The following is a 22,534-nucleotide window of genomic DNA, read 5'->3' as shown; positions in this document are numbered from 1 at the left end:
AGATGAAAACATGGATGAAACGATTGTTCATGACAGCCCTTTTCATGCTTGCTCTCTTGACAAGCTTTACGGGCATATCTGGAGTTGAACCAAGTGATGTAGCTGTCTGGGTGAAAGAGACTGACCCTGGCAAGCAAGTATCTTCTTTTTTCCAACAGCAAAAAAGGGAAACGATGGCACTCAAAAGTGATGATTTGCGGGCTAATTCTCTCGAAGAAGCGTTTAATTGGAATGATTACCCGAAGCAAAAGGTTGTTGCCACAGGTTATACAGCAGGTGTGGAATCAACAGGTAAAACGAAGGAACACCATGCATATGGCATTACATATTCAGGGGTCAAAGTGAAACGTGATTTATATTCAACTGTGGCTGCAGATCCATCAGTCTTTCCAATTGGAACTGTTCTCTTTATCCCAAACTATGGCTACGGAGTGGTCGCAGATACGGGAAAAGCCATTAAAGGTCATAAGCTTGATTTATACTATGAAACCGTAGATGATGTGTATAGAGAATGGGGTAAAAAAGTGCTCGATGTGTATATCATCAAAAAGGGCGAAGGAACGTTAACGGAAAAAGACCTTAACCAGCTGAATGAAGCAAAATCAATGCAAGTATTCCGTCAGCAGTTTCAAGCCAATAAAGAATAAAAAAAGCTTTGGACAAGTTTTATGTCCAAAGCTTTTTTCGCTTCTACATGAAGTAATAGTCTAAGATGAGTGTCAGTAAGATCCCTGTTAAGCCTCCAAAGAAGACTTCAATCGGCTTATGACCAAGAAGCTCTTTCAATTTCTTTTGCTTTTCTTTTTCTTCCGCACTCGGGAAATTCTTTGCTTCAGAAACAAATCGGTTAAAATCTGTTACGAGCTTGTTCAGTACAGTCGCCTGTTCTCCTGCCTGTCTGCGTACACCTGTCGCATCGAACATGGTAATAATCGCAAAGATGGCGGAAATCGCAAAGATCGATGTATTTAGCCCGTGCTCTAAAGCCACTGCTGTTGAGAGTGCTGTTACGGCTGCGGAGTGTGAACTTGGCATTCCGCCTGTGCTTGTAATGAGCGACCAATCTAGTCGTCTAGAAATGATAAATTGAATCGGTACTTTTACAAATTGAGCAAAAAAGATGGCTGCAAGGCTGGCAAGCAGCGGAAAATTCGTCAGTACGCTCATGAACAAGAAACATCCTCTCTAAGAAAAAATATCGTGCAAAATGATGGACTGTGTACCCTAGTATGATGAAAAAATGATAGCAGATTCAAAAGCTGCCAAGTCCATGTTCAATTATAACATTAAAGAAAGTAGATGTGGAACGAGGAGAGTGCAGGCGGGCTGTACAAGTTTTCATCGCTTTTTCATGATGCCCTTCCGCGTGTGAAAATATAAATGTTCATCAAGAAAAGACAGATTGGCAATGATCGTATAGACCCGCAAATTTTGATATAATAGAAGTTCCAATGTGAAAAATGGAGTTCATTGAAGGAGCGTGTGATAAATATGTTTTTCTCGACAAATGAATTGCAACATAAAGATACACTGGCGATTGGACTTTTTCAAAAGAGCCAATTATCAGGAAAAGCAAAAGAAATGGATGAATTACTTGAAGGACGAATCACTGAATTATTAAAAGAAGGCGATATCTCTTCTAAACGAAATCAGCTTTCGAAGTTTTTCCCATCCCCTGAGACAGGCATCAAACGCATTTATTTTGTCGGACTTGGGAAGGAATCAGATTACACGTTTGAAGAGGCAAAAGAAGGGTTTGCCCATTTATTTAAAAAGCTCCATCAAGATAAAAAGCAAGCGGTTTCGGTCTTGCTGGATACGTTTATTGGAAAGAATCTGCCTGCCCAAGATGCAGCCCATGCCCTTTCTGAAAGCTGCCTTTTAGCTACATATGAATTACAAGATTTTAAACATAAAACAAATGAACCGGATCGCTTCATCGAGTTTGTTTATGCAACGACGGATCATGATACAGCTGAAATTCAGGCAAGTCTGAAAGTGGGCGAGGTCTACGGACAGTCCGTCAATTCGGCCCGTACCCTTGTGAATATGCCGCCGAACATGCTCACATCCTCTGATCTGGCTTCGTACGCGGCAGAGCTTGCGTATAAATACGAATTTGAGATTGAAATTTTAGATAAAGAACAGATGGAAGAGCTCGGCATGGGCGGGATTCTAGCTGTCAATAGAGGCTCAACAGAACCACCAAAGCTGATCGTTCTGAAATATCAAGGCAAGGAAGAATGGACAGACGTTATCGGGCTTGTTGGTAAAGGCATCACGTATGATACTGGTGGCTATTCTTTAAAGCCAAGAGCCAGTATGGTTGGGATGAAAACAGATATGGGCGGCTCTGCCTCTGTTTTAGGCGCCATGGAAATCATTGGTGAACTGCGCCCAGAGCAAAATGTCATTGCTGTCATTGCCTCGACAGACAATATGATCTCAGCTGACGCCATGAAACCGGATGACGTCATTGTGTCACTTAGCGGTAAAACAATCGAAGTGCTGAATACGGATGCAGAAGGACGTCTTGTTTTAGCAGATGGTGTGACATATGCGAAGCAGCACGGTGCCTCTGTCCTTGTAGACGTGGCCACATTAACAGGCGGGGTCATTGTGGCACTTGGAAATGAGACAACAGGTGTCATGACGAATAACGATGAACTATATGCTCAGTTTAAAGAGGCATCAGAAGAATGCGGTGAAATGATTTGGCAGCTGCCAATCACTGAAAAAGATAAAAAGCGCGTACGAAACAGCAAAATGGCGGATCTCAATAACTCACCAGGCCGCGATGGTCATGCGATCATGGCAGGAGCATTCATTGGTGAATTCGCTGAGGATACGCCTTGGGTTCACTTAGATATTGCAGGAACAGCAACAACAGAAAAGCCTTCATGCTTTGGGCCAACAGGGGCGACAGGTGTGATGGTACGGTCATTGGCCACATTTGTGGAACGATTTGAAGGAAAGAAATAAAGGATCAGGCTCTGCCAAATGGCGGAGCTTTTTTTATGTAGGACATACGCCATTTGACGAAGAAAATTTTCTATGGTAACATACGTTGGTACTTTAATTATCTACTACATTAGTAAACTAAAGGATTTCGGGGGTTTCACCATGAATGCAGTTGTTTTAGCGGTTGTTTTAATGTTGATATTAAGCTTGCTGCGGGTCAATGTCGTGATTGCGCTGGCACTCGGTGCTTTAGCTGGCGGACTTGTAGGTGGATTAGGCCTGGGAGGAACAGTGGAAGCCTTTACTGACGGGCTCGGAGGAAATGCGACAGTTGCCATTAGCTATGCACTTTTAGGGGCATTTGCTGCGGCGCTGACAAAAACGGGTCTTCCAGATGCCATGGTTGAAGGAGCAGTGAAGCTTCTAGGAAAAGAAGGCGACTCAAGAAGAAAAACATTATCAAAAGTACTGATCATTCTTGTGATTTTGATCGTATCTTGTTTTTCACAAAACGTCGTTCCTGTTCACATTGCCTTTATTCCGGTCTTAATTCCGCCATTATTAAAAGTGTTTAACGAGCTTCAAATTGACCGCAGACTGCTAGCGTGTGTCATGACCTTCGGACTCACTGCACCATATATTTTACTTCCAGTCGGTTTTGGACAGATTTTCCACGGAATGCTCCGTGATAACATGAAAGAAGCAGGATTGACTGTTCAATTAACAGATGTTCCATTGGCCATGCTTATCCCTGTAGGGGGCATGATGCTCGGGTTGCTTGTTTCCCTTTTTGTGTATCGGAAGCCAAGAGTATATGAGGATCGAGATATCACGGACGTAGAAAAATCAGCTTATACAAAAAAGAGCTTATTGTTCGCAGTGCTGGCTATCTTAGTATCACTCATTGTCCAGCTTTATTTATCTCAAAGCCTTGGCGTGGAAGGAATGATCTTCGGTGCACTGGCAGGCCTTCTTGTTCTGTTTGCCACAGGCATGATGAAACGAGATGAAGCGGATGCGCTGATTACTTCCGGTATGAATATGATGGCATTTATCGGCTTTGTCATGCTTGTAGCGGCTGGATTTGCCAACGTATTAACGAAAACAGGAGATATTGAACAACTAGTGAAAGCATCTTCTCAGTTCATTGGAAACAATCAAAGCGTAGCGGCCATTTTAATGCTATTAGTTGGTTTACTTGTGACAATGGGGATCGGTTCATCCTTTGCGACGATTCCAATCATTACAACCATTTTTGTTCCGTTATGTATGCACTTAGGATTTAGCCCACTAGCCACCATTGCCATTATTGGTTCAGCTGCGGCTGTTGGGGATGCAGGTTCACCTGCAAGTGACAGTACGCTTGGACCGACATCTGGGTTGAATATGGATGGACAGCATCACCACATTTGGGGTACTTGTGTTCCAACCTTCGTATTTTATAATGTTCCGCTTGTCCTGTTCGGCTGGCTTGCGGCAATTATTCTTTAACATGAAAGCTTGTAGAGAAAACGTTGTTTTTTCTATAAGCTTTTTTTGTGATGTTTTATCCATTTGTTCACTTTCTGAAGGTGAAAAATAATTAGGTCTAAAGTATGAATTAAATGAATCTTTCTTTCTCTTTCTTACGTATATATGCTGATAAAAATGAAAAGGGGAAGATGAGAGATGTCATTTTTTAAAAAGCTAGCGGCAAGTGCTGGGATTGGTGCAGCGAAAGTAGATACTATTTTGGAGAAAAACGCCTATTATCCAGGACAAGAGGTAAGGGGAACCGTCCATGTAAAGGGCGGGAAAATCTCTCAGGACATCCGCTATATCAATGTCAAGATTCAAACACAGTATGTGATTGTGAAAGATGATGAAGAGCATAGAAAATATGTGAATATCTTTACTTTACGGGTGACGGATTCTTTTACCATCCAGCCTGGAGAAAAGCATGAATTTCCGTTTTCATTTATTCTTCCTATCGATACCCCGATGACGATCGGAAAAGTAGAAATTGCAGTAATGACAGACCTTGATATCCAAGGAGGAATCGATAAATCTGACTATGACCGCATTTTCGTTGAAGCACATCCTTGGGTGAGAAATGTACTGGAGGCCACTAGAAATCTTGGCTTCCACCTGAACGAAGCAGACTGTGAACAAGCGCCTTACTTCCAGCGCCGTCTGCCATTTGTTCAAGAATTTGAGTTTATTCCGACATCAGACGACTATCGCTATATGCTTGATGAGCTAGAGCTGATTTTTCTGATAGATGAAGGCGGCTTAGACATTGTGTTTGAAGTCGACCGCAGAGCAAGAGGCCTCAGAGGGTGGCTTGAGGAGATGTATAACGATGGAGAACAGCTGGTACGCTACCGCTTCAGTCCAGCAGATCTTGAAGATGTAGAAGTGCTTGAGGGAATGCTAGAAGGAATCATCGATCAATACGCTGAATAAATGATGGAAAAAGAGCCTGAATGGAGACAGGCTCTTTTCTATGCGACTTGTAGATGATGTCTGCCCTTATGATGCGGCTTGTTGTTTTCGAAAGGACGTGGCTTTTGAAACAGAGCGATAAATTTTAGGTGCGAGCATCGCAAGTAATATCGTCAATGCGTAATCTTTCACCATAAACCAGATCATAAAAAACCACGTGGTTTGATAAGAAATTGGGGCATTCAGCCACACATTTAATGCGAGGTACGTATAAGTCGTTCCGATCACATACATGACGGTCGTACCTGCAATAGCTGCAAGCAAAAAGCGGCCAAAGCCAGGATTTTTTCTTTTTTCTAAAATAAATCCAGCTAGCCAGGCAGCAGGAATATACGATAATACAAAACCACCGCTTTTGCCTAAAATAACCCCAAAGCCCGCTGAGAACTGTGCGAATACAGGTGCACCAGCAATTCCAACTAAGGCATATACAATCATAGCCAATGCGCCAAGCCGTCTGCCGAGCAAGAGACCAGCAAGTACACAAAAAAACGGCTGCATCGTAAGTGGAATTCCGCCGACCTGCAAAAACGGCACAATGGATGTGATATTGGCTCCAATAGCCATGAGTGCAGCAAACATTCCGACTAGCACAAAATCAGCGGTTCTTGTTTTCTGTTGCATGATGTTTCCCCCTGTCTTATCTGTACAAATAGATTAAGGGGATGAGAAGTGTTTGTCAACCTGTTTTTATTATTGGTTAACAAAAAAACCACCCATGAAAAGGGCGGGTCTGTATTAAGCTTCTGTCATAGAAGACGCATCGATCGCTTGATGAACAGGCACATAATCATAGCCGAGATCACGAGCGACGGCTTCATATGTGATATGTCCGTTCATGACATTGACACCTTCTGCGATGGCTTTGTTTTCTTGAATGGCTTTTGCAGCGCCTTTATTAGCAATTTGCAGCGCATATGGAACGGTGACATTCGTTAAAGCAACAGTCGATGTCCGTGGAACGGCTCCAGGCATATTGGCGACAGCATAATGTAAAATACCGTGTTTTTCATAAGTAGGCTGATCATGTGTTGTGATATGATCGATTGTTTCAACAATTCCGCCTTGGTCAATGGCTACGTCTACGATGACGGAACCGGGCTTCATTTGCTTCACCATTTCTTCCGTCACAAGCGTTGGTGCTTTGGCACCTGGGATCAGTACCGCACAAATGAGAAGGTCTGCCTCACTGACTGAATCGGCGATGTTGACAGGGTTAGACATTAACGTTTTCATTTGATGACCAAATTGATCGTCCAGCTGACGTAAGCGTTCTGCGTTTACGTCAATAAGAGTGACATCTGCGCCAAGCCCAATCGCCATTTTCGCTGCGTTTGTTCCAACAACACCGCCGCCTATAATTGTGACTTTCCCTCTTGATACCCCTGGTACGCCTGCGAGCAAGATGCCTTTACCGCCTTTTGGCTTTTCTAAAAATTGTGCACCGATTTGAGCGGCCATTCTGCCTGCCACTTCAGACATTGGTGTTAAGAGAGGGAGTGATGTTCCGTCCGTTACTGTTTCATAAGCAATAGCTGTGACGCCTTTTTGTTTTAAAGCTTCAGCCAAGGAGGGCTCTGCGGCAAGATGCAGGTACGTAAATAAGATGAGTCCTTCTCTGAAATATGAATATTCCTCAGGTAATGGTTCTTTTACCTTCATGATCATATCAGAAGATGCCCACACATCTTTCGCTTGATCAAGAATTTCTGCACCAACAGATACATAATCGTCATCAGTGAATCCGCTTCCAAAACCAGCGTTTGTTTCAATTAAAATCTGATGTCCAGCTGAAAGTAATTGAGAAGCTGCTCCTGGTGTTAATGCCACTCGGTTTTCATTGTTCTTAATCTCTTTCGGAATGCCGATGATCATGTTTATTCCTCCCATGCTTATCTATTCATATTGTATGTCTAGTGTATCCTGAATGTTTAAAAAATGCTTCGGTTGAAATAAAAAATAAAAAAACGCCTCTTTGTGAAATTTCACAAATGGACGTTTTTAAGCTTCATATCAAGGTATATGGTCATTTTCTCATTCATGTTTTTTAAATCTATTTCTGCAATGTCTGTAATACGTTTTAATCTGTAATTCAAGGTATTGATGTGGATGTTTAATTGCTTTGCGGCAATATTGGCATTGCTGTCACAGTCAATAAATCGTTCAAGGGTTTCGACTAGGTTGGAATGATGCCTCAGGTCGTAATCTTCCAGCTTTGATAAAGAGTAACTGGAGTAAGATGAGCCCCTTCGTTTTTCAGCGAGGACATCTAAATATTGATAAATACCAAGTTCAGAAAAACTGTGTAAACGTTCGGTTTCAACAGGAAAGCGCTCTTTTGTTTTTAATACAGCCAGTGCTTCTTTATAGGAAGGCTGAATATAAGAGATGTTATCGTAAATTCCACCAATCGCTGCTTGAACGTGATGGATATGATAACGGTCAGACAGCTGCTGCAGCATGCCGCTTGTGAATTGTTTAATATCGTGCAGCGGGTGTTCCGTTTTGGGTGAGACAAGAATAATGAATTCGTGAAAATCAACAGTTGTTAACAGCACTTGGACTTGCTGCGTTGTTTCAAGCAGGTAAGATAGCTTTTTTTCTGTGTCTTCTGTGAGTTCGTCACGAAGGCGGAAGATGATGATGGCATACGTGTCTGGACATCTGATGCCAAGTCTTAAAAATAGGTCTAGCATCTCATCCTTTTCATGAATATGACCTGTGAGCATCTTCCAGAAAAGCTCCTGATTGCGTTCTTCTGTTTTCGTTTTGCGAATTTGTAAGTTAAGTAATTTGTTTTTAACAGCATGTGCTGCCATCTTCAGAAGGTCCATTTCTTCTTCTGAAAAAGGCTGTGTGGACTCAATCGCCCAGATAAAACCGAGTACTTCTTTGTCCTTCCAGATTGAAATGGCAACCCTGCTAGATAAACCCACCTCTGCAATTTGAGGGACACGAAGCGGTTCGTCTGTTTTAAGGAGTGTAGGAATGATGCCGTCCTTCCAAAGCCGATTAATGACTTTTTCCGGTACCCGGCGGGAGATAATGGTTGAAGTTCTGGCGGGATCAGTAAAATCATTATGTGTGCTATAAGCCAACAATCGATGATGCGTATCTTCTATAGTAATAGGGCAATTGAGCACATCACTAATTTGGTCTGCCACATCCTCTAAACGATCAAGGCTGTACTTAAATGGATCTGTCTTTTTTGTCATAAAAACCCCTGCTTTTTCGAATATTTCACGTACTTACATTATGAAGAGAAAGAGGTACGTAAATCAATAACAAAATGCCATAAATTTAAAAAAGAGATCGCTCTGAGAAGCGAGCGCATCGATGCTAAAAGTAGGCGAAAAAGAAATAGTACAATAATAACGTAGTAATAAATCAATAGGCGGAAAGATTCAGTGAAGTGTGTCTACACTTATTAAGAATATATGACCAAAAAAATGTTAAATACTAGATAAAAAGCGAAAAAACAGTAATTCCATAGACTCATTTTGTAAAATAAAAACAGATTTGTTTGACTGTGTATCATTTCTGTTTTTATAATAATAACGTCAAAAAATAAGTGGATTAGCCCATTATATGGCGGCTATGCACGGGAGGTAATGAGGAATATGTCAGGAATTATTCGCGTAACCCCAGAAGAACTAAGAGCGACCGCTAAGCAATATGGTGTTGAAAGTCAAGAAGTGTTAAACCAAGTTGATCGTCTAAATAGAATGATCTCTGATTTAAAAGGAATGTGGGAAGGTGCTTCTAGTGAAGCATTTGCTGATCAATACGAGCAGTTAAAGCCTTCATTCATCAAAATGTCTGATCTATTAACAGATGTCAGCAATCAGCTTGATCAAACGGCAAATACACTTGAAAGCACTGACCAAGACATCGCAAGCCAAATCCGCGGCTAATCAAAGGGATTTCCTTTCTAAGTGTGAAAAGCAGAAAAAGCGCCGAGTGTGTCAATGGATGCCGGCGCTCTTTCTATTTTGTGAGGTGGAAATTTGTGTATATCGATATTACCATCGACTTAAAAAATTATGATGGCAGTGTGTTTGATTTGAGACTATCAAATTATTTACATATTAAACAAGTCATCCATATCGCCTGGCAGGCAAAACAAATCTCACTTCCTAAGCGAGAAGGCGGCTGGGTGCGAGTAGTCAATAAGAAAGCTGTGTTTTCAGGCGAATATAAGCTGTCAGACTGTGGAATCACCACAGGAGACAGGCTGGAAATACTATGAAAGGACTTTTGTAAATGGCAGATAAAAAGAGTTCCTATTTAGAAGAACAATTAGAAGCAGTGATGAAAAAAGAGGGTGGCACCTACAGCTTCATTTTTCAAAGAGAGACAATTAAACTCTTAGACGGTTTAGAAGCGGCACCGATCAAAGACATCAATCCTTCATTCAAAAAAGAGATTCAATTAACTGAAGATGAGGTCATCATTTCTATTCAACCGCCTCCTGCCTATCAGGAATTTCGTTTCATCCATGCAAAGGATGAAAAAAGCAAATGGATTTTTTCATACCAGCTTGTCGATGCAGTTTGCAAACACGACGTGAAGCGGCTGCATCCTATTGTTTCTCCTGAAAACATTGTTTTTCATCAAGGCTTAGCTCCTGCATTTTTGCATTACGGGGTCAAAGAAAGCATCCCGCCATATGAAACGGATGAACATCGTTTATTAAAAGAAGTCAAAGCCGTCATTCTTCGAGTGGTGGACCATGAATATCAGTTTCAAGAATATGTGGCTTACAGCGAAACGCTGAAACTATCTGAACTGGCAAAAGAGATCAGCGAAACGCAGTCTTTGGAAGAATTGTCTGCCCTCACTCAGCAAAAAATCGAAGCGATTGAAACGAAAGAGAAAACGCTATTAACCATTCCGAAAAAGAAATGGAAGATCGAACGATATATCGGACTAGGTCTGCTTGTCCTATTAATCCCGGCATTGGTGTACACCATTTACACCTTCTTTTTTGCGATGCCGAAACAAGAAGCGTATGTCGAGGCAAACAAATATTATCTCAACAAACAGTACAGCCAAGTGGTGGATACGTTAGAAAAATATTCAGCCAATCAAATGCCGGTCTCTCTTCAATATGAACTGGCCATTTCGTATGTACAAACGAATCAAGGCAACCTGTTACTCGATCAGCATAAAAAAGAAATCACAGATACATACACATTACAGACTGATCCGCAATATTTCCTTTTCTGGATTCATATTGGACAAGGCAATAGCAAGGAAGCACTTGATATTGCACGTGTACTTGGAGACGACCGGTACATATTCACGGCACTCGTCGCCTACCGCAATGACATTCAAAACGATGACAGTCTTACTGCAGAAGAAAAACAAAAACAGCTAGACCCGATTATTAAGGAAATGGCGAAATATGAAGAAAAAGAAACAACGGAGACAAGCACCAACGACTCCTCGGGCGCAAGCCAAACAGATGAAACAGCTGAACAAAAAGAGCAGTCAAAAGCCGATCAAGAGAAAAAAGAGAAAGAATCTGAAGCGAAAAAGAAAACCTCTCAGACGAAAAAAGATGAGAAAAAATAATTCTTTCGATACAACTGACAGTTGCTGCTGTCCCATGAGGAGGTGGAGCGTTTGAGTCTTCTTTGGGTTTTTTATGAGGAGGATTATCAAACCGTCCGTTTAGACGAGCAGTTCAATCGAGAAGCTGTGATTGGACCTGAAATAGAGCATACGGTGACAATCCCTACACTTTCGTTTGATGAAGGGGTCATCCGTTTATCTCCCGATGAACCGAATGATGGCTTTTCCATTTATCAGGGTGAAGGGAAGAAAGGCACATTACTTCTACATGAACCATATAAGCTTGGTACACTGACACTTATTTTAATGGAAGCACATCATGATCAACACATTTATTACCTAGGAAATAGAGTCGAGCTGTCTTTTTCACGTGAGAACAAAGATGAGATCGATGTGTGGAAAGAACAAGTGCATTCCATGTTTCAAGATGCGAGCCAATTTACTTTAGAGAAAATCGAAGGATCTTGGTATGTCATGCCTCAGGACGAAACGATTTATGTGAACGGGAAAAAAATTCACGGTCCAGAGACAATTGATGCTGGAGATGAACTGTTCTGGAACTTTCTAACGGTGACATTGAAAGATGATGATTTATTGCAGGTGACTGCATATGAACCATTTCAAACACGTTTGGAAAAAACAAAAGCACCAAGCACAGAAACAAAACAAAAATATCCTTTATATAGACGAACACCTCGTTTAATTTATGACCTGCCAGATGACCGGGTATCCTTTAGCTTTCCTTCGCAGGAGAGTGAAAATAACAGCAGAGGGCTTTGGCTTGTTGTCCTTCCGCCGCTTGTGATGCTCCTTGTGATGGGAATTGTCGCTCTTGTCCAGCCGCGCGGGATCTTTATTGTCGTGTCGATGGCGATGTTTATCATGACCTTAATCACATCGTCCGTTCAATACTTTAAAGAGAAATCACAACGCAAAAGACGGGAAGAGAAACGGCAGCGAGTCTATTCTCTATACTTAGAAAATAAACGAAAAGAGCTGCAAGAGCTCTACGACCGCCAGCAATATATTTTGACGTATCATTATCCGTCATTTGAACAAATGAAGTACTTAACGTCAGAAATTAGCGGCCGGATTTGGGAAAAAACACTTGTGAGTGACGATTTCTTGCAGCTGCGTCTTGGGACGGGTGCAGTCCCATCAAGCTATGAATTATCGATGAGCGGTGGCGATATGGCCAATCGTGACATGGATGACTTAATGGAACAAACGCAGCACATGCAACAGGTCTATCGTGAAGTGAAGGATGTACCCATTACATTTGGTCTTGCAGATGGCCCAACAGGCTTGATTGGAAAGCCAGCCATTGTGAAAAAGGAGCTTCATCAACTTGTCGGACAGCTTGCTTTCTCGCACAGCTATCACGATTTGAGATTTGTCTTTATTTTTCATGAGCAGGAGTATGAGAATTGGGAATGGATGAAATGGCTTCCGCATTTCCAGCTGCCTCATACATACGGCAAAGGGTTTATTTACAACGAACAAACACGCGATCAGCTGTTGTCCTCGATTTATGAAATTTTACGTGAGCGTGATTTAGAAGAAGAAAAAGAGAAAAAAATCTTTACGCCTCACTTTGTGTTTATCGTGACAAATCACGAGCTTATTGCTGAACATGTGATTTTAGAATATTTAGAAGGCAGCCGGACTGACCTTGGCATCTCAATTATCTTTGCTGCTGAAACAAAGGAAAGCTTAGCTGAAAATATCTCGACGCTTGTCCGTTATATTAACGAAGAAGAAGGAGATATTCTCATTCAGCACAAGAAAGCCGTCCGAATCCCATTTCAGCTTGATACACATGAGCGCGGGGACAATGAGCTGTTTGCCAGAACACTGAGAACATTAGATCATCAAGTTGGAATGACCAACTCGATTCCTGAAACGGTCTCCTTCCTTGATCTTTTTCATGCCAAACAGGTAGACGACATTGGCATTCGTGAAAAATGGCTCACATCGGAAACGGCCAAATCACTATCTGTGCCAATCGGTTATAAAGGGAAAAATGACATTGTGGATCTGAATCTGCATGAAAAAGCACACGGTCCGCACGGCCTGTTGGCGGGAACAACAGGATCAGGGAAAAGTGAATTTTTACAGACGTACATTTTATCGCTCGCTGTAAACTTTCATCCACATGAAGTCGCTTTCCTATTGATTGACTATAAAGGAGGCGGAATGGCGCAGCCGTTCCGAAATATTCCTCATTTACTTGGCACCATCACCAATATTGAAGGCAGTAAGAACTTTAGTGAAAGAGCGCTTGCCTCAATTAAAAGTGAATTGAAGAAAAGACAACGGTTGTTTGATCAATATCATGTGAATCACATCAATGATTATACGAAGCTCTATAAGGAGAAAAAGGCTGAACAGGCAATGCCTCATTTATTCTTAATCTCTGATGAGTTTGCTGAATTAAAAAGTGAAGAGCCGGACTTTATCAGAGAGCTTGTCAGTGCTGCACGTATCGGCCGAAGCCTCGGGGTCCATCTCATTTTGGCTACACAAAAGCCAGGCGGGGTCATCGATGATCAGATTTGGAGTAACTCCCGCTTTAAGGTGGCACTAAAAGTACAAGATGCGTCAGACAGTAAGGAAATTTTGAAAAATAGTGATGCGGCGTCCATTACCGTTACAGGCCGCGGCTACTTACAAGTGGGGAACAATGAAATTTATGAATTGTTCCAATCAGCTTGGAGCGGTGCGCCATATATGGAAGATGGCTACGGATCAGAAGATGACATTGCCATTGTGACAGATACTGGACTCATTCCGTTATCAGGGGTAAGCACAGAGCCGGCAGTGAAGAAAGAGACAGTATCGGAGATTTCTGCTGTTGTGGATGAAATTGAACGTATGCAGCAGGAGCTTGGGATTGAGAAGCTTCCAAGTCCATGGCTTCCACCGCTTGAAGAACGGATTCCAAAAACACGTTATGCGTCGAGTGAAGAGCATGTCTTCCATTTTGCGCTTGTCGATGAGCCAGATCAGCAAAGCCAGCATCCACTTTCTTATCAAATGATGGAAGATGGGAACATTGGCATCTTTGGTTCCTCCGGCTACGGCAAATCACTTGCTGCGACAACACTGCTCATGAGCTTTGCGGAGAGATATTCACCTGAAGAATGGCATGCGTATATTTATGACTTCGGAAACGGGACATTGCTTCCGTTAGCCAAGCTGCCGCACACGGCGGATTATTTCTTAATGGATCAAATGAGAAAGATTCAAAAGTCAATGACGCGTTTGCGGGAAGAGGTTGAATACCGCAAGCGGTTATTCAGGCAACAAGAAATGAGTCATATCAAAATGTACAACGCCTTAAATGAGAAAAAGCTCCCGTTCATTTTCATCGTGATCGACAACTTTGACATTGTCAAAGACGAAATGCATGAACTTGAATCTGAATTTATCCAGCTGAGCCGTGATGGACAATCATTAGGAATTTACTTCTTGATTACAGCGACTCGGGTAAACGCAGTCCGCCAATCTCTTATGAACAACTTAAAAACAAAGGTCGTCCATTACTTAATGGATCAAGGAGAGGCGTACTCGATTATTGGCAGACCGAAATTCAGCTTAGAGCCGATTCCAGGACGAGTCATTATCAATAAAGAAGAGCTTTACTTTGCGCAAATGTTCCTGCCAGTTGAAGGAGAGAACGATCTCGAACTGTTTGAGCATTTGAAAGAAGAGATACAGTTTCTTCATGATCGCTTTGAATCAGCTGAAAAACCAAAGCCTGTGCCAATGCTTCCTGATAAACTGACCATTTGGGAGCTAGAGAGTCGTTTAGAAGAACAAAAACAGCCGTATGACATTCCAGTCGGACTAGATGAGGAATCTGTTGCACCTGTTTACTTTGACTTGAAAAAGAATAAACACTGCCTCATCATCGGTCAAACGCAGCGAGGGAAAACAAATGTGACAAAACTGATGCTTGACCAGCTTTTAGCAGCAAAACCTGAGAAACTGGCCGTGTTTGATTCGATTGATCGGGGTCTTTCCCATTATGCAAAGGAAGAGAATATCGATTACCTTGAAACAAAGGATGATATTACCGAATGGGCAGAGGAAATAGACCGTTTATTCAAGGTGCGGGAAGAGATGTACGTCGAAGCTGTACGCAGGGGAGAGACCGATCAGTTGTCGTTCCCTCAAATTGTGCTTGTGATTGATGGCATTACGCGTTTTCAGCAGACGATCGATCCGCGTCTTCAAGATCAATTGGCTGATTTCATGAAGTCATATGCACACCTAGGCTTTAGCCTGATCGCATCAGGGAATCATACCGAATTCAGTAAAGGCTATGATGCACTCACAAACGAAATCAAACAAGTTCGTCATGCCATGTTACTCATGAAAAAATCAGAGCAAAACATCATACCGCTTCCATATGCAAGACAAGAACCAGATATTCAGCCAGGGTTCGGGTATTTGGTTGAAAACGGGAAAGAGAAGAAAATCCAGGTTCCTTTATGTGCGGTAGAAAGGAAGAGTGTTCAATGACAGAGCAGCAAAAAAGCTCCATCAAAATCGTATCGACCATGATATTGATTCTTGTTCTGCCGGTTTTATTTTTCCACCTCATTGGAGATGACCCGGCAAAACAGAAAAAGAATGCCACACGTAATATTGCTGTGGTCAATGAAGATATGGGAGCGAGCGAAAGTGAAAACACCGCTCGTTTCGGACAGGATGTCGTGGCAGCATTATCAGAGCGTCCAGATTATACATGGACCGTAGTGAATCGCAGTGCGGCGGAAAATGGACTGAAAAACAGAAAGTATGACGCTGTCCTCTATATTCCGTCTGATTTCTCTAAAAATGTGCTCAGCTATGATAAAGACCACCCTGAAAAGGCATCCATTCAATTTTCCATTCAAGATCAGCTCAATTCAGTCAATAAAGAGAAAGTGCAAAGAGAGCTGGAAAATGCGCAAAAGAAAATGAATGAACAGATGTCAACGTTATACTGGAGTTTTGTATCACAGGAAATCGGCAATGTTAGAGAAGAGTTTGAGCATATTGTCGGCAAAGAAGTCGAATTCCAAAACACAATGTATAATTTCTATAAGCCGAACTCAAACAAACTATCAGATGCCGTTCAGCAGCAGAAGAAACAAATAGAAGAATTAAAAAATGCGATGACCGATTCACAGAAACAGTATAAAGACGGTTTGAGTACAACAGAAGAAGCTAAGAACCAGTTAAAGGACTTTGTGAAAGCAGTCGATCAATACCAGCAGTATCAAGACAAACAAAAGGACCTCTTGATCAAAGCGCAATCGACAAGTCAAAAACAAATCCAGCAAGGGCTCAAACAGCTTGCTGATATTCAAAACCAAAATGCCCGCAGCTTTAGTGATCAAATGGGCGGACTAAAAACAGACATCAACGGGGTACAAAGTCAGCTGAACACAACTGACAGCGCCATTCAATCTGTTCAAAAGTCAAGAGAGGACGCCATTCCTAAGCAAGCAACGGGATTAACGGATCTTGTGATGGCGTCTCAAGAAGAACTGATTAAAAAGTATGAAGATCGTTACTTAAAAGACTATCGAAATAAGATATCAGCCTTGCAAACGAAGCTATTGGCTAAACGGCAAGAGTTGATGGATGAGCCTGAGCGTCCAGTTGACTCTGATGATGACGGGCCATCAGATCAAGATAATGAAAAACCAGAAGAGATTGGGATTAACCTAGATGAAGAAACAAATGAGCTCTCGCAAATTTCAACAGAAATGAACAACCTTGCAGATGAATTAGGAGAACAGGAGACGCCGCCTTCTACTGAAGATGGCAAAGAAGGTGAAGGCGATGAAAATCCTGCTCAGCCAGATACCGGCAGCACGAATTCATCTAAGGATGACCTTAAAGCACTCTCTACTCGTTTAGAAGAAGTGAAAAAGAAGATTCAAGAAAAAGCTGCCGCTCATAATGACGAATTGAAAGACAAAGTGAGTCAGATGAGTAAGGAGCTTAAGGATCTTTCTGATAAAATAGGTAAACTTGAAAAAAAGTTTCTATGGTTACAAGATCGATATAACGTCATTCCGAATGAAATCCAAAATCAAGAATCATCCATTGTAAGTAAAGTAAAAGAGCTGAAGCGCAGAAACTCACCAATTGGTGGAGCCTTTGCTGATGATCTTTTTGAGGAAAAGTTTGATACAAAATCAACAGACACTAAAAAATTAATGGACTATTCCAATCAACTCTCCCAGCTAGAGCTGATGATTGCAAATGTCTATCAACCATCTAATAACTCTTCTCTACTAGACACAAAAGAAGAGAAAATCCAGTCCATCCTTTCCATCAAAAAAGAGGAAACAGAAAACTGGGATACGCTCAAAAACCAGATGCTGACGTCAAACGATGATGTGTCTACTTTTATTGATGAGATGCAGAAGTTTTCAGATGGCTATGCAGAATACATTTCGACTCAGCAGGCAAGCATGGAACAGGAATTAAATACAATCTCTGAAAGTGCGGACAATGTTGCGGAGCAAATGGCTGATCAAGGAGATGCAGTGTATACGGCAGACCTTGCAGGCAGTTCATTTGTTGTCAGTGCACAGGATTCAATTGGTCAGGAAGTGCTTCGTCTTTCTGAAAATATGAGTTCGTTAACCGACCGCCAAAAAGGGGTGGCGGATTATACGAATAACATTGAAGAGAGTGTGACAACAGTTCAAGAAAAAGCGGATACGCTGAATGAAAACTGGAGCAAGAATGTCAACTCTACGAAGCTTGTTCAGCAAGATTTGAAAGGTATTTTAGGAAACACATTGAGTGATCAAGGCAACAGCAACTATGTGTATAACCACTTAGCCAATCCGCTGAAAATCAGCGGTGATGTGCCAGAAGAAAAAACGCAGACGGTACCGCCAGTGGTCATTTTGGTCATTGTGATGATCAGTAGTTTGTTAATTGGCTTTTTCAGCTCGTATTATGCGGCAGCTCCGATGCTGGTTAAAGGTGCACTGTTTGGCATCTTAAATCTATTAGTCGGACTCATGATCAGCTTGTTTGGACTGAACATTTACAAGCTTGCAGATGATCAAGCGATTCAGTGGTCCATTTTCACGATTTTACTATTAGTGGCTTGTTCCGCCTTTATTCGCACGGCGTTCCTTTTCGGCTCTATTGCCGGATGGATGGCAGCAACGGCGCTTATTTTCTTCTTTGTCGCACCATTAATTGATTTGGTGATGCCGAATTTCTATTTCACAAATCCAGTGACAGACGTGTACCTATCCATCCAATATGGAAATGGAGATCACTTTGGAATGGGTGTTATAGGATTAGTGATTTTAACTGTCCTCTTCATGGCCATCCCGCTTGTGACAAAGCTATGGAAAGATAAAACGGAGGAACGTGATGTGACTCATGAGGCTTAATCTGTTCGTGAAAGGGGTGGCACTTGGTGTCATGTCCCTTTTTCTCCTCATTCCTGCTGCTTTCGCTGCTGGTGAAGATACGGATACAAATGTCAAGCCGAATGAATATCAGGAAAAAGAACTCAATATTAACTCAAGTATATTGAGGGATCAAACGAAATACGAACAAAGCAAAAAGACATCAACAGTCAAAACAGACATTCATTTTGCTGAACCGCCTAAAACTCCGGGAGGGTCTCTTTCTCCGCAGCTTTTCAGTGATCTAAAAGAGAACCCGCCCAAAACATCAGCTCACATGATGGAAGAGATGAATATCTCTTTTCGTGATGCCGCTGTATCAGCACCTTCTGGCGATGATCACAAGAAGCAGACATCAGCACTGCTTCCCATCATCTTTGGTTTCTTAATCGTCTTTGGCATTGTCGTGATGTTCATTCTGATTCCTAAGGTGAATGTGAAGGCTGAAAAGAAATAGCCTGTCTCTTTGAAAGAGGCAGGCTTTTCTTATGCAGATTGCTTGATGTCATACCGTTCCACTACGTAAAATAGTGTTATCAAGGGAGGAGATTGTCATTCGAATTTCAATCGTTACAGGCGGATCAAAAGGATTTGGTCTAGCACTTGTGAACCGGCTGCTTTCACGCGGGGACCATGTGTATACGGCAGCAAGAAGTGCATCGCCGATTTACCATCCGGAGCTCACACATACACAGGTCGACCTGACAGATGAGAAAGCAGCAGCCAAATGGCTTCAAGATAGTCTCACGCCGCAAACACTGGCAGCTGCTGATGACATCTTATTCGTCAATAATGCAGGCATGGTGACACCTATCAAACGTGTGGGGCAAGGCGGACAGGATACGCTTCATCAGCATTATACGTTGAATCTTGTCATCCCTGTTTTGCTGAGCCATGTTTTTACCAAGCAGACTCAATCATATAGCGGAAAGAAAACGATCGTTCACCTTTCTTCTGGAGCGGCGAAAAACCCTTATAAAGGCTGGAGTGCGTATTGCAGCTCAAAGGCAGGACTTGATATGTTTATGAGGACTTTGCATGAGGAACAGCAGGACGAGGCGTATCCAATCAACACGTTTTCATTTTACCCCGGCACCATTGATACAGATATGCAGAGGGAGATTCGGAAGTCATCAAAACAGGACTTCGAACAAATTGACCGTTTTCAGCAATTATATGAAACAGGTACGCTGAAGAGTCCAGATGAAGTCGCAGGTATTTTGCTCGATCTTTTAGCGGATGATCCAGCTGGCGGATGCGTATACGATGCACGTGAGTATGTGAAAAAGCAGTCATAACGACTGTAGCAGCGTGAAGACAAACCCTCGCATTCGGTGTCAGTCCTGCATGCCGGTGCTCACGAATGTCAAATTCGCTCCGCGCCAGTACTCGGCCCTCCTAGACTTCAAGGGTTTTCATATCACGCTGTACAAGAAGAAAAAAGCAGTCATCACGACTGCTTTTTTTCGTCTTGTACAAGCAAAACCAGCTGATTTGACATAAGCTAATCTTGAGACTCATAGAAAATATAACAGAACATTTGAGTTTCTTTTCAGAATATGTTAGGATGCTAAAAATATAGATAAGGAGGGGTTTCCATGAGAAAGGTTACATTAATGGATGTTTACACCCATCCAGTTGCTCAAAAGTATTTAAATCGTTCAGGAAAAGCCCATGCGATTGCTTGTGCTTATCACGCATTCAAGCTGGCGATGCAGGCGGGAATTAACCCAGATCTGGCTGTGAAAGCAGCACTCTTGCATGATATCGGCCACTATGAATGGTATACAGCCGGCGGAGAATGGGATTACGAGACATATAGAAGAAATGATATTCATGCCATTAAAGGTGCAGAGCGGGCACACAAACTGCTCATACGGCTCGGGGAGGAACCAAAAGCAGCCAAAGATATTGCACTTGCGATTCTGCTTCATACGGATTCATATTTGCCAGAGGGCGACCTCCATAAGGACACACTCCAGCAAATTGTGAAGAAAGCAGATGAAATGGATGAAGAGCCTGGCGGACACCACCATTACAGACAAATAGACGAATCATTGGCAATGAAAAAGATTGCCGATTTGGATCAGAAAGTGCAGCAGGCACTCCAGCCCATGAAACGCTCTGTTTAGTATGGAATGTCTCCATGAATCGTTCCGTGCTGATCGACATACAACGTGCGAATAACGGTACGGTTAAACGCAGATGTTCCTGACGTAGTGAGTCCGGTGTAATGCACCGTGACGGAATAAGCACCTTCTTTTTTCAATTGAATGGCTGATGAGGTACTTGTTTTCAGTGGATGGTCCTTTTGTGCATCTTTAAAGTAATTGGTTTCCACTGATTTGCTTAACCGTTTAATCAGACCGCTTGAATGGGTCGATGCATCCCCTGACTTCGATGCAGCTGCTTTAATTTCTTCATTTAATGGTGAATCAAAGGATACAAGCAGCAGATAAGGAGCCTTTTTGCCTGAATTCGATCGAATCGTCCATTTTCCAGGAACGGGCTTATTGATTTGCACATGGTGTGAATATGCGCCTTCATATGGGAAAGATGCTTCCGATGTCTTAAGGTTTGTTAAGACGTCTCCATTTGGGGCGATGATTTCTGGCCGCGTCTCCTGCCTTTCATTTAACCACTGAATCGATAAGCCATTCGTTCCTTCCTCTACATAGAACGCTTCTGTTTTATCCTTTTCACTTTCTCCACCTTTCACATAAACATCTGTATTCAGCTCAGCAGAAACGGGCTCTTGTTCCTCTTTATTTTCATTTTCAGCGCTTGCGACATTTGCCAGAAGCTGATGCTGGAACACAGGAAACATACTTGTGCCGTTTTTGATTGAATGATGATCCCATTTTCCTGTTAAAATATTGTTTGCATACGATAGTCTTGTGCTGTTTACTGTGACGGCGCCATCATTTGCACCAAAGCTCTTTAAATACATGCCGCCTAAATACAGCACACCGCCAAATGTTCCCCATTCCGAGCCAGAGTAGGTGACATATTTATTGGGAAACGCCTCCAGCTGGTCGGTTTCACTTCGAAAAGCCGCCATCAGACCGGTTTGCAAAGAATAAAGCGCGTCGCTTTTTTGTCCAAGAATTTGCGCGAGCCAGCTTCCGCCCTTGCTATACGCTAGATCCGCAAGCGGTGTCCCGTTATGAGGAGAGCCGAGAGTAATGACCTTTTCCACATAGGGATGTGCTTTGAAATACACCAGTGCGGACTGTGTATCGACCCCGCCTTTACTATGACCAATCACAATGAGTTTTCTACCAAACGCATCATAGATTTCTTTGAGCTTTTCTGCTAATAGTTTGCCGTTCTTTTTCATGTCCTGATCTGGATGCAAATCTATGAATGCGCTTTCGTATCCGTTCAGAACAGCCTGCTTTGCCATATCGTTTCGATCGGACCAAGTGGAGGAGGAGCTGTTAATGCCATGAACAAAAACAAGTGGTGGTTTTGACTCGTCTTTTTGAACGGGCTCTTCTCCTTTAAACCACTTCCCCGGCGTCCCAGGTGGATCTCCAATTGTGCCTGCATACGCATAACTTGCAGAGGATAGAAAGAGCATGACAGCAACAATACAGATGAGTTTTTTCAAGACAATTCACCTCTTCGAATGATTTAAATTGTTGGCAGCACCAATCTATTATACTTCTTAAAAATGTAAAAACGTACTATTTGTAAAAATATGGTATTAATGTTGTGGGTTTGCCCTGAGTGACATTCACATGGGTTCATGCATACGCTGTGGGTAAATACACAAGTAAAGGGGCAGGTAGGATGGCACAACAAGGAAGTCCACAGCTTGTTTCATTAGTTGATCCATATGTTTATCAAACATTGCAGAAAGTGGTCGGTATGAGATTAATTGTGCAAACAGTGAAAGATACGGTGCGTGGGAAATTGAAGGAAGTTATGCCGGATCATATTGTGATTGAAGCGGGGGCGAAATCAGTTTTTTATGTGCGGATCCAGCAAATCGTATCGGTGATGCCTGATCACAGTGAAAGAGTGTAACAAGCAGACGCATAGATGTCTGCTTTTTTTCATGCTTATAG

At 42.3% G+C, this 22,534-nt stretch carries 18 protein-coding genes; 13 read left to right on the top strand and 5 right to left on the bottom strand.

Annotated features, from left to right (window positions below):
- The first annotated feature begins 2 nt into the window (after nucleotides 1-2).
- Nucleotides 3-647, top strand: a complete 645-nt coding sequence (locus C6Y02_RS00725; RefSeq protein WP_106030446.1) for a 3D domain-containing protein — start codon at nucleotides 3-5, stop codon at nucleotides 645-647.
- Nucleotides 648-690: 43 nt separating this feature from the next.
- Here the strand turns inward: C6Y02_RS00725 and C6Y02_RS00720 are convergent, their stop codons facing one another.
- Complete coding sequence (locus C6Y02_RS00720; RefSeq protein ID WP_003212726.1) at nucleotides 691-1,167, bottom strand: divergent PAP2 family protein; 477 nt, start codon at nucleotides 1,165-1,167, stop codon at nucleotides 691-693.
- Between the two features lie 324 nt (nucleotides 1,168-1,491).
- Between C6Y02_RS00720 and C6Y02_RS00715 the strand changes: the two genes are divergently transcribed.
- The 3 genes from C6Y02_RS00715 to C6Y02_RS00705 all read left to right on the top strand — a co-directional run bounded on the left by C6Y02_RS00715 (nucleotide 1,492) and on the right by C6Y02_RS00705 (nucleotide 5,406).
- Nucleotides 1,492-2,982 (top strand): leucyl aminopeptidase, encoded by a 1,491-nt coding sequence (locus tag C6Y02_RS00715; protein ID WP_106030445.1) that lies wholly within the window; start codon nucleotides 1,492-1,494, stop codon nucleotides 2,980-2,982.
- A gap of 141 nt (nucleotides 2,983-3,123) precedes the next feature.
- Nucleotides 3,124-4,452, top strand: coding sequence for a Na+/H+ antiporter family protein (locus tag C6Y02_RS00710; RefSeq protein ID WP_060597228.1), 1,329 nt, complete (start codon nucleotides 3,124-3,126; stop codon nucleotides 4,450-4,452).
- A 177-nt stretch (nucleotides 4,453-4,629) separates the two neighbouring features.
- Nucleotides 4,630-5,406, top strand: coding sequence for a sporulation protein (locus C6Y02_RS00705; protein ID WP_066030458.1), 777 nt, complete (start codon nucleotides 4,630-4,632; stop codon nucleotides 5,404-5,406).
- 66 nt (nucleotides 5,407-5,472) lie between these two features.
- Here C6Y02_RS00705 and C6Y02_RS00700 read toward each other — a convergent pair whose 3' ends face one another.
- The 3 genes from C6Y02_RS00700 to adeR all read right to left on the bottom strand — a co-directional run bounded on the left by C6Y02_RS00700 (nucleotide 5,473) and on the right by adeR (nucleotide 8,660).
- Nucleotides 5,473-6,069, bottom strand: coding sequence for a biotin transporter BioY (locus tag C6Y02_RS00700; protein ID WP_003212636.1), 597 nt, complete (start codon nucleotides 6,067-6,069; stop codon nucleotides 5,473-5,475).
- A 114-nt stretch (nucleotides 6,070-6,183) separates the two neighbouring features.
- Entirely contained in the window at nucleotides 6,184-7,320 is a 1,137-nt protein-coding gene (gene ald, locus C6Y02_RS00695; protein ID WP_060597226.1) for an alanine dehydrogenase, read from the bottom strand.
- A 110-nt stretch (nucleotides 7,321-7,430) separates the two neighbouring features.
- Nucleotides 7,431-8,660: a sporulation transcriptional activator AdeR gene (gene adeR / locus C6Y02_RS00690; RefSeq protein WP_034659848.1), complete on the bottom strand. Its 1,230-nt coding sequence runs from the start codon at nucleotides 8,658-8,660 to the stop codon at nucleotides 7,431-7,433.
- Between the two features lie 405 nt (nucleotides 8,661-9,065).
- On the opposite strand from adeR, the gene C6Y02_RS00685 reads away from it, so the two are divergent.
- From C6Y02_RS00685 to C6Y02_RS00650, 8 genes are all read left to right on the top strand, one after another.
- Nucleotides 9,066-9,359 (top strand): WXG100 family type VII secretion target, encoded by a 294-nt coding sequence (locus tag C6Y02_RS00685; RefSeq protein ID WP_003213769.1) that lies wholly within the window; start codon nucleotides 9,066-9,068, stop codon nucleotides 9,357-9,359.
- Nucleotides 9,360-9,454: 95 nt separating this feature from the next.
- On the top strand, nucleotides 9,455-9,694 hold the full coding sequence (gene yukD, locus C6Y02_RS00680; RefSeq protein WP_003213579.1) for an ESX secretion system protein YukD: 240 nt from the start codon (nucleotides 9,455-9,457) through the stop codon (nucleotides 9,692-9,694).
- A 14-nt stretch (nucleotides 9,695-9,708) separates the two neighbouring features.
- Nucleotides 9,709-11,022 carry a type VII secretion protein EssB gene (gene essB, locus C6Y02_RS00675; protein WP_106030444.1) on the top strand — a complete coding sequence of 438 codons (1,314 nt, stop codon included), beginning with the start codon at nucleotides 9,709-9,711 and terminating at the stop codon, nucleotides 11,020-11,022.
- A 51-nt stretch (nucleotides 11,023-11,073) separates the two neighbouring features.
- Nucleotides 11,074-15,549, top strand: coding sequence for a type VII secretion protein EssC (essC, locus tag C6Y02_RS00670; RefSeq protein ID WP_106030443.1), 4,476 nt, complete (start codon nucleotides 11,074-11,076; stop codon nucleotides 15,547-15,549).
- Nucleotides 15,546-18,443, top strand: coding sequence for a type VII secretion protein EsaA (gene esaA / locus C6Y02_RS00665; RefSeq protein WP_106030442.1), 2,898 nt, complete (start codon nucleotides 15,546-15,548; stop codon nucleotides 18,441-18,443). The genes essC and esaA overlap by 4 nt, the downstream gene beginning before the upstream one ends.
- Nucleotides 18,433-18,918: a type VII secretion protein EssA gene (gene essA / locus C6Y02_RS00660; protein ID WP_034659843.1), complete on the top strand. Its 486-nt coding sequence runs from the start codon at nucleotides 18,433-18,435 to the stop codon at nucleotides 18,916-18,918. The genes esaA and essA overlap by 11 nt, the downstream gene beginning before the upstream one ends.
- Before the next feature lie 97 nt (nucleotides 18,919-19,015).
- Entirely contained in the window at nucleotides 19,016-19,759 is a 744-nt protein-coding gene (locus C6Y02_RS00655; protein WP_223256481.1) for a (S)-benzoin forming benzil reductase, read from the top strand.
- A gap of 300 nt (nucleotides 19,760-20,059) precedes the next feature.
- Nucleotides 20,060-20,593: an HD domain-containing protein gene (locus C6Y02_RS00650; RefSeq protein ID WP_060597222.1), complete on the top strand. Its 534-nt coding sequence runs from the start codon at nucleotides 20,060-20,062 to the stop codon at nucleotides 20,591-20,593.
- On the opposite strand, the gene C6Y02_RS00645 is transcribed toward C6Y02_RS00650, so the two are convergent.
- A complete protein-coding gene (locus tag C6Y02_RS00645; RefSeq protein ID WP_066030464.1) occupies nucleotides 20,590-22,074 on the bottom strand; it encodes an esterase/lipase family protein in 1,485 nt (494 codons plus the stop codon). The genes C6Y02_RS00650 and C6Y02_RS00645 overlap by 4 nt on opposite strands.
- Nucleotides 22,075-22,256: 182 nt before the next feature.
- Here C6Y02_RS00645 and C6Y02_RS00640 point away from each other — a divergent pair, with 182 nt between their 5' ends.
- A complete protein-coding gene (locus C6Y02_RS00640; RefSeq protein ID WP_003213721.1) occupies nucleotides 22,257-22,493 on the top strand; it encodes a YuzF family protein in 237 nt (78 codons plus the stop codon).
- The last annotated feature ends 41 nt before the right edge of the window (nucleotides 22,494-22,534 follow it).

This window comes from Bacillus sp. NMCC4 (assembly GCF_002998555.1).
Classification (GTDB): Bacteria; Bacillota; Bacilli; order Bacillales; family Bacillaceae; genus Bacillus.
The sequence above is the reverse complement of the archived record's forward strand: the minus strand, read 5'-3'. Positions and strand labels throughout refer to the sequence as shown.

Excerpts from the sequence above, each read along its gene's own strand:
- C6Y02_RS00725 (WP_106030446.1), top strand. The coding sequence starts at position 3 with ATGAAAACATGGATGAAACGATTGTTCATGACAGCCCTTTTCATGCTT.
- C6Y02_RS00720 (WP_003212726.1), bottom strand. The coding sequence starts at position 1,167 with ATGAGCGTACTGACGAATTTTCCGCTGCTTGCCAGCCTTGCAGCCATC.
- C6Y02_RS00715 (WP_106030445.1), top strand. The coding sequence starts at position 1,492 with ATGTTTTTCTCGACAAATGAATTGCAACATAAAGATACACTGGCGATT.
- C6Y02_RS00710 (WP_060597228.1), top strand. The coding sequence starts at position 3,124 with ATGAATGCAGTTGTTTTAGCGGTTGTTTTAATGTTGATATTAAGCTTG.
- C6Y02_RS00705 (WP_066030458.1), top strand. The coding sequence starts at position 4,630 with ATGTCATTTTTTAAAAAGCTAGCGGCAAGTGCTGGGATTGGTGCAGCG.
- C6Y02_RS00700 (WP_003212636.1), bottom strand. The coding sequence starts at position 6,069 with ATGCAACAGAAAACAAGAACCGCTGATTTTGTGCTAGTCGGAATGTTT.
- ald (WP_060597226.1), bottom strand. The coding sequence starts at position 7,320 with ATGATCATCGGCATTCCGAAAGAGATTAAGAACAATGAAAACCGAGTG.
- adeR (WP_034659848.1), bottom strand. The coding sequence starts at position 8,660 with ATGACAAAAAAGACAGATCCATTTAAGTACAGCCTTGATCGTTTAGAG.
- C6Y02_RS00685 (WP_003213769.1), top strand. The coding sequence starts at position 9,066 with ATGTCAGGAATTATTCGCGTAACCCCAGAAGAACTAAGAGCGACCGCT.
- essB (WP_106030444.1), top strand. The coding sequence starts at position 9,709 with ATGGCAGATAAAAAGAGTTCCTATTTAGAAGAACAATTAGAAGCAGTG.
- esaA (WP_106030442.1), top strand. The coding sequence starts at position 15,546 with ATGACAGAGCAGCAAAAAAGCTCCATCAAAATCGTATCGACCATGATA.
- essA (WP_034659843.1), top strand. The coding sequence starts at position 18,433 with ATGAGGCTTAATCTGTTCGTGAAAGGGGTGGCACTTGGTGTCATGTCC.
- C6Y02_RS00650 (WP_060597222.1), top strand. The coding sequence starts at position 20,060 with ATGAGAAAGGTTACATTAATGGATGTTTACACCCATCCAGTTGCTCAA.
- C6Y02_RS00640 (WP_003213721.1), top strand. The coding sequence starts at position 22,257 with ATGGCACAACAAGGAAGTCCACAGCTTGTTTCATTAGTTGATCCATAT.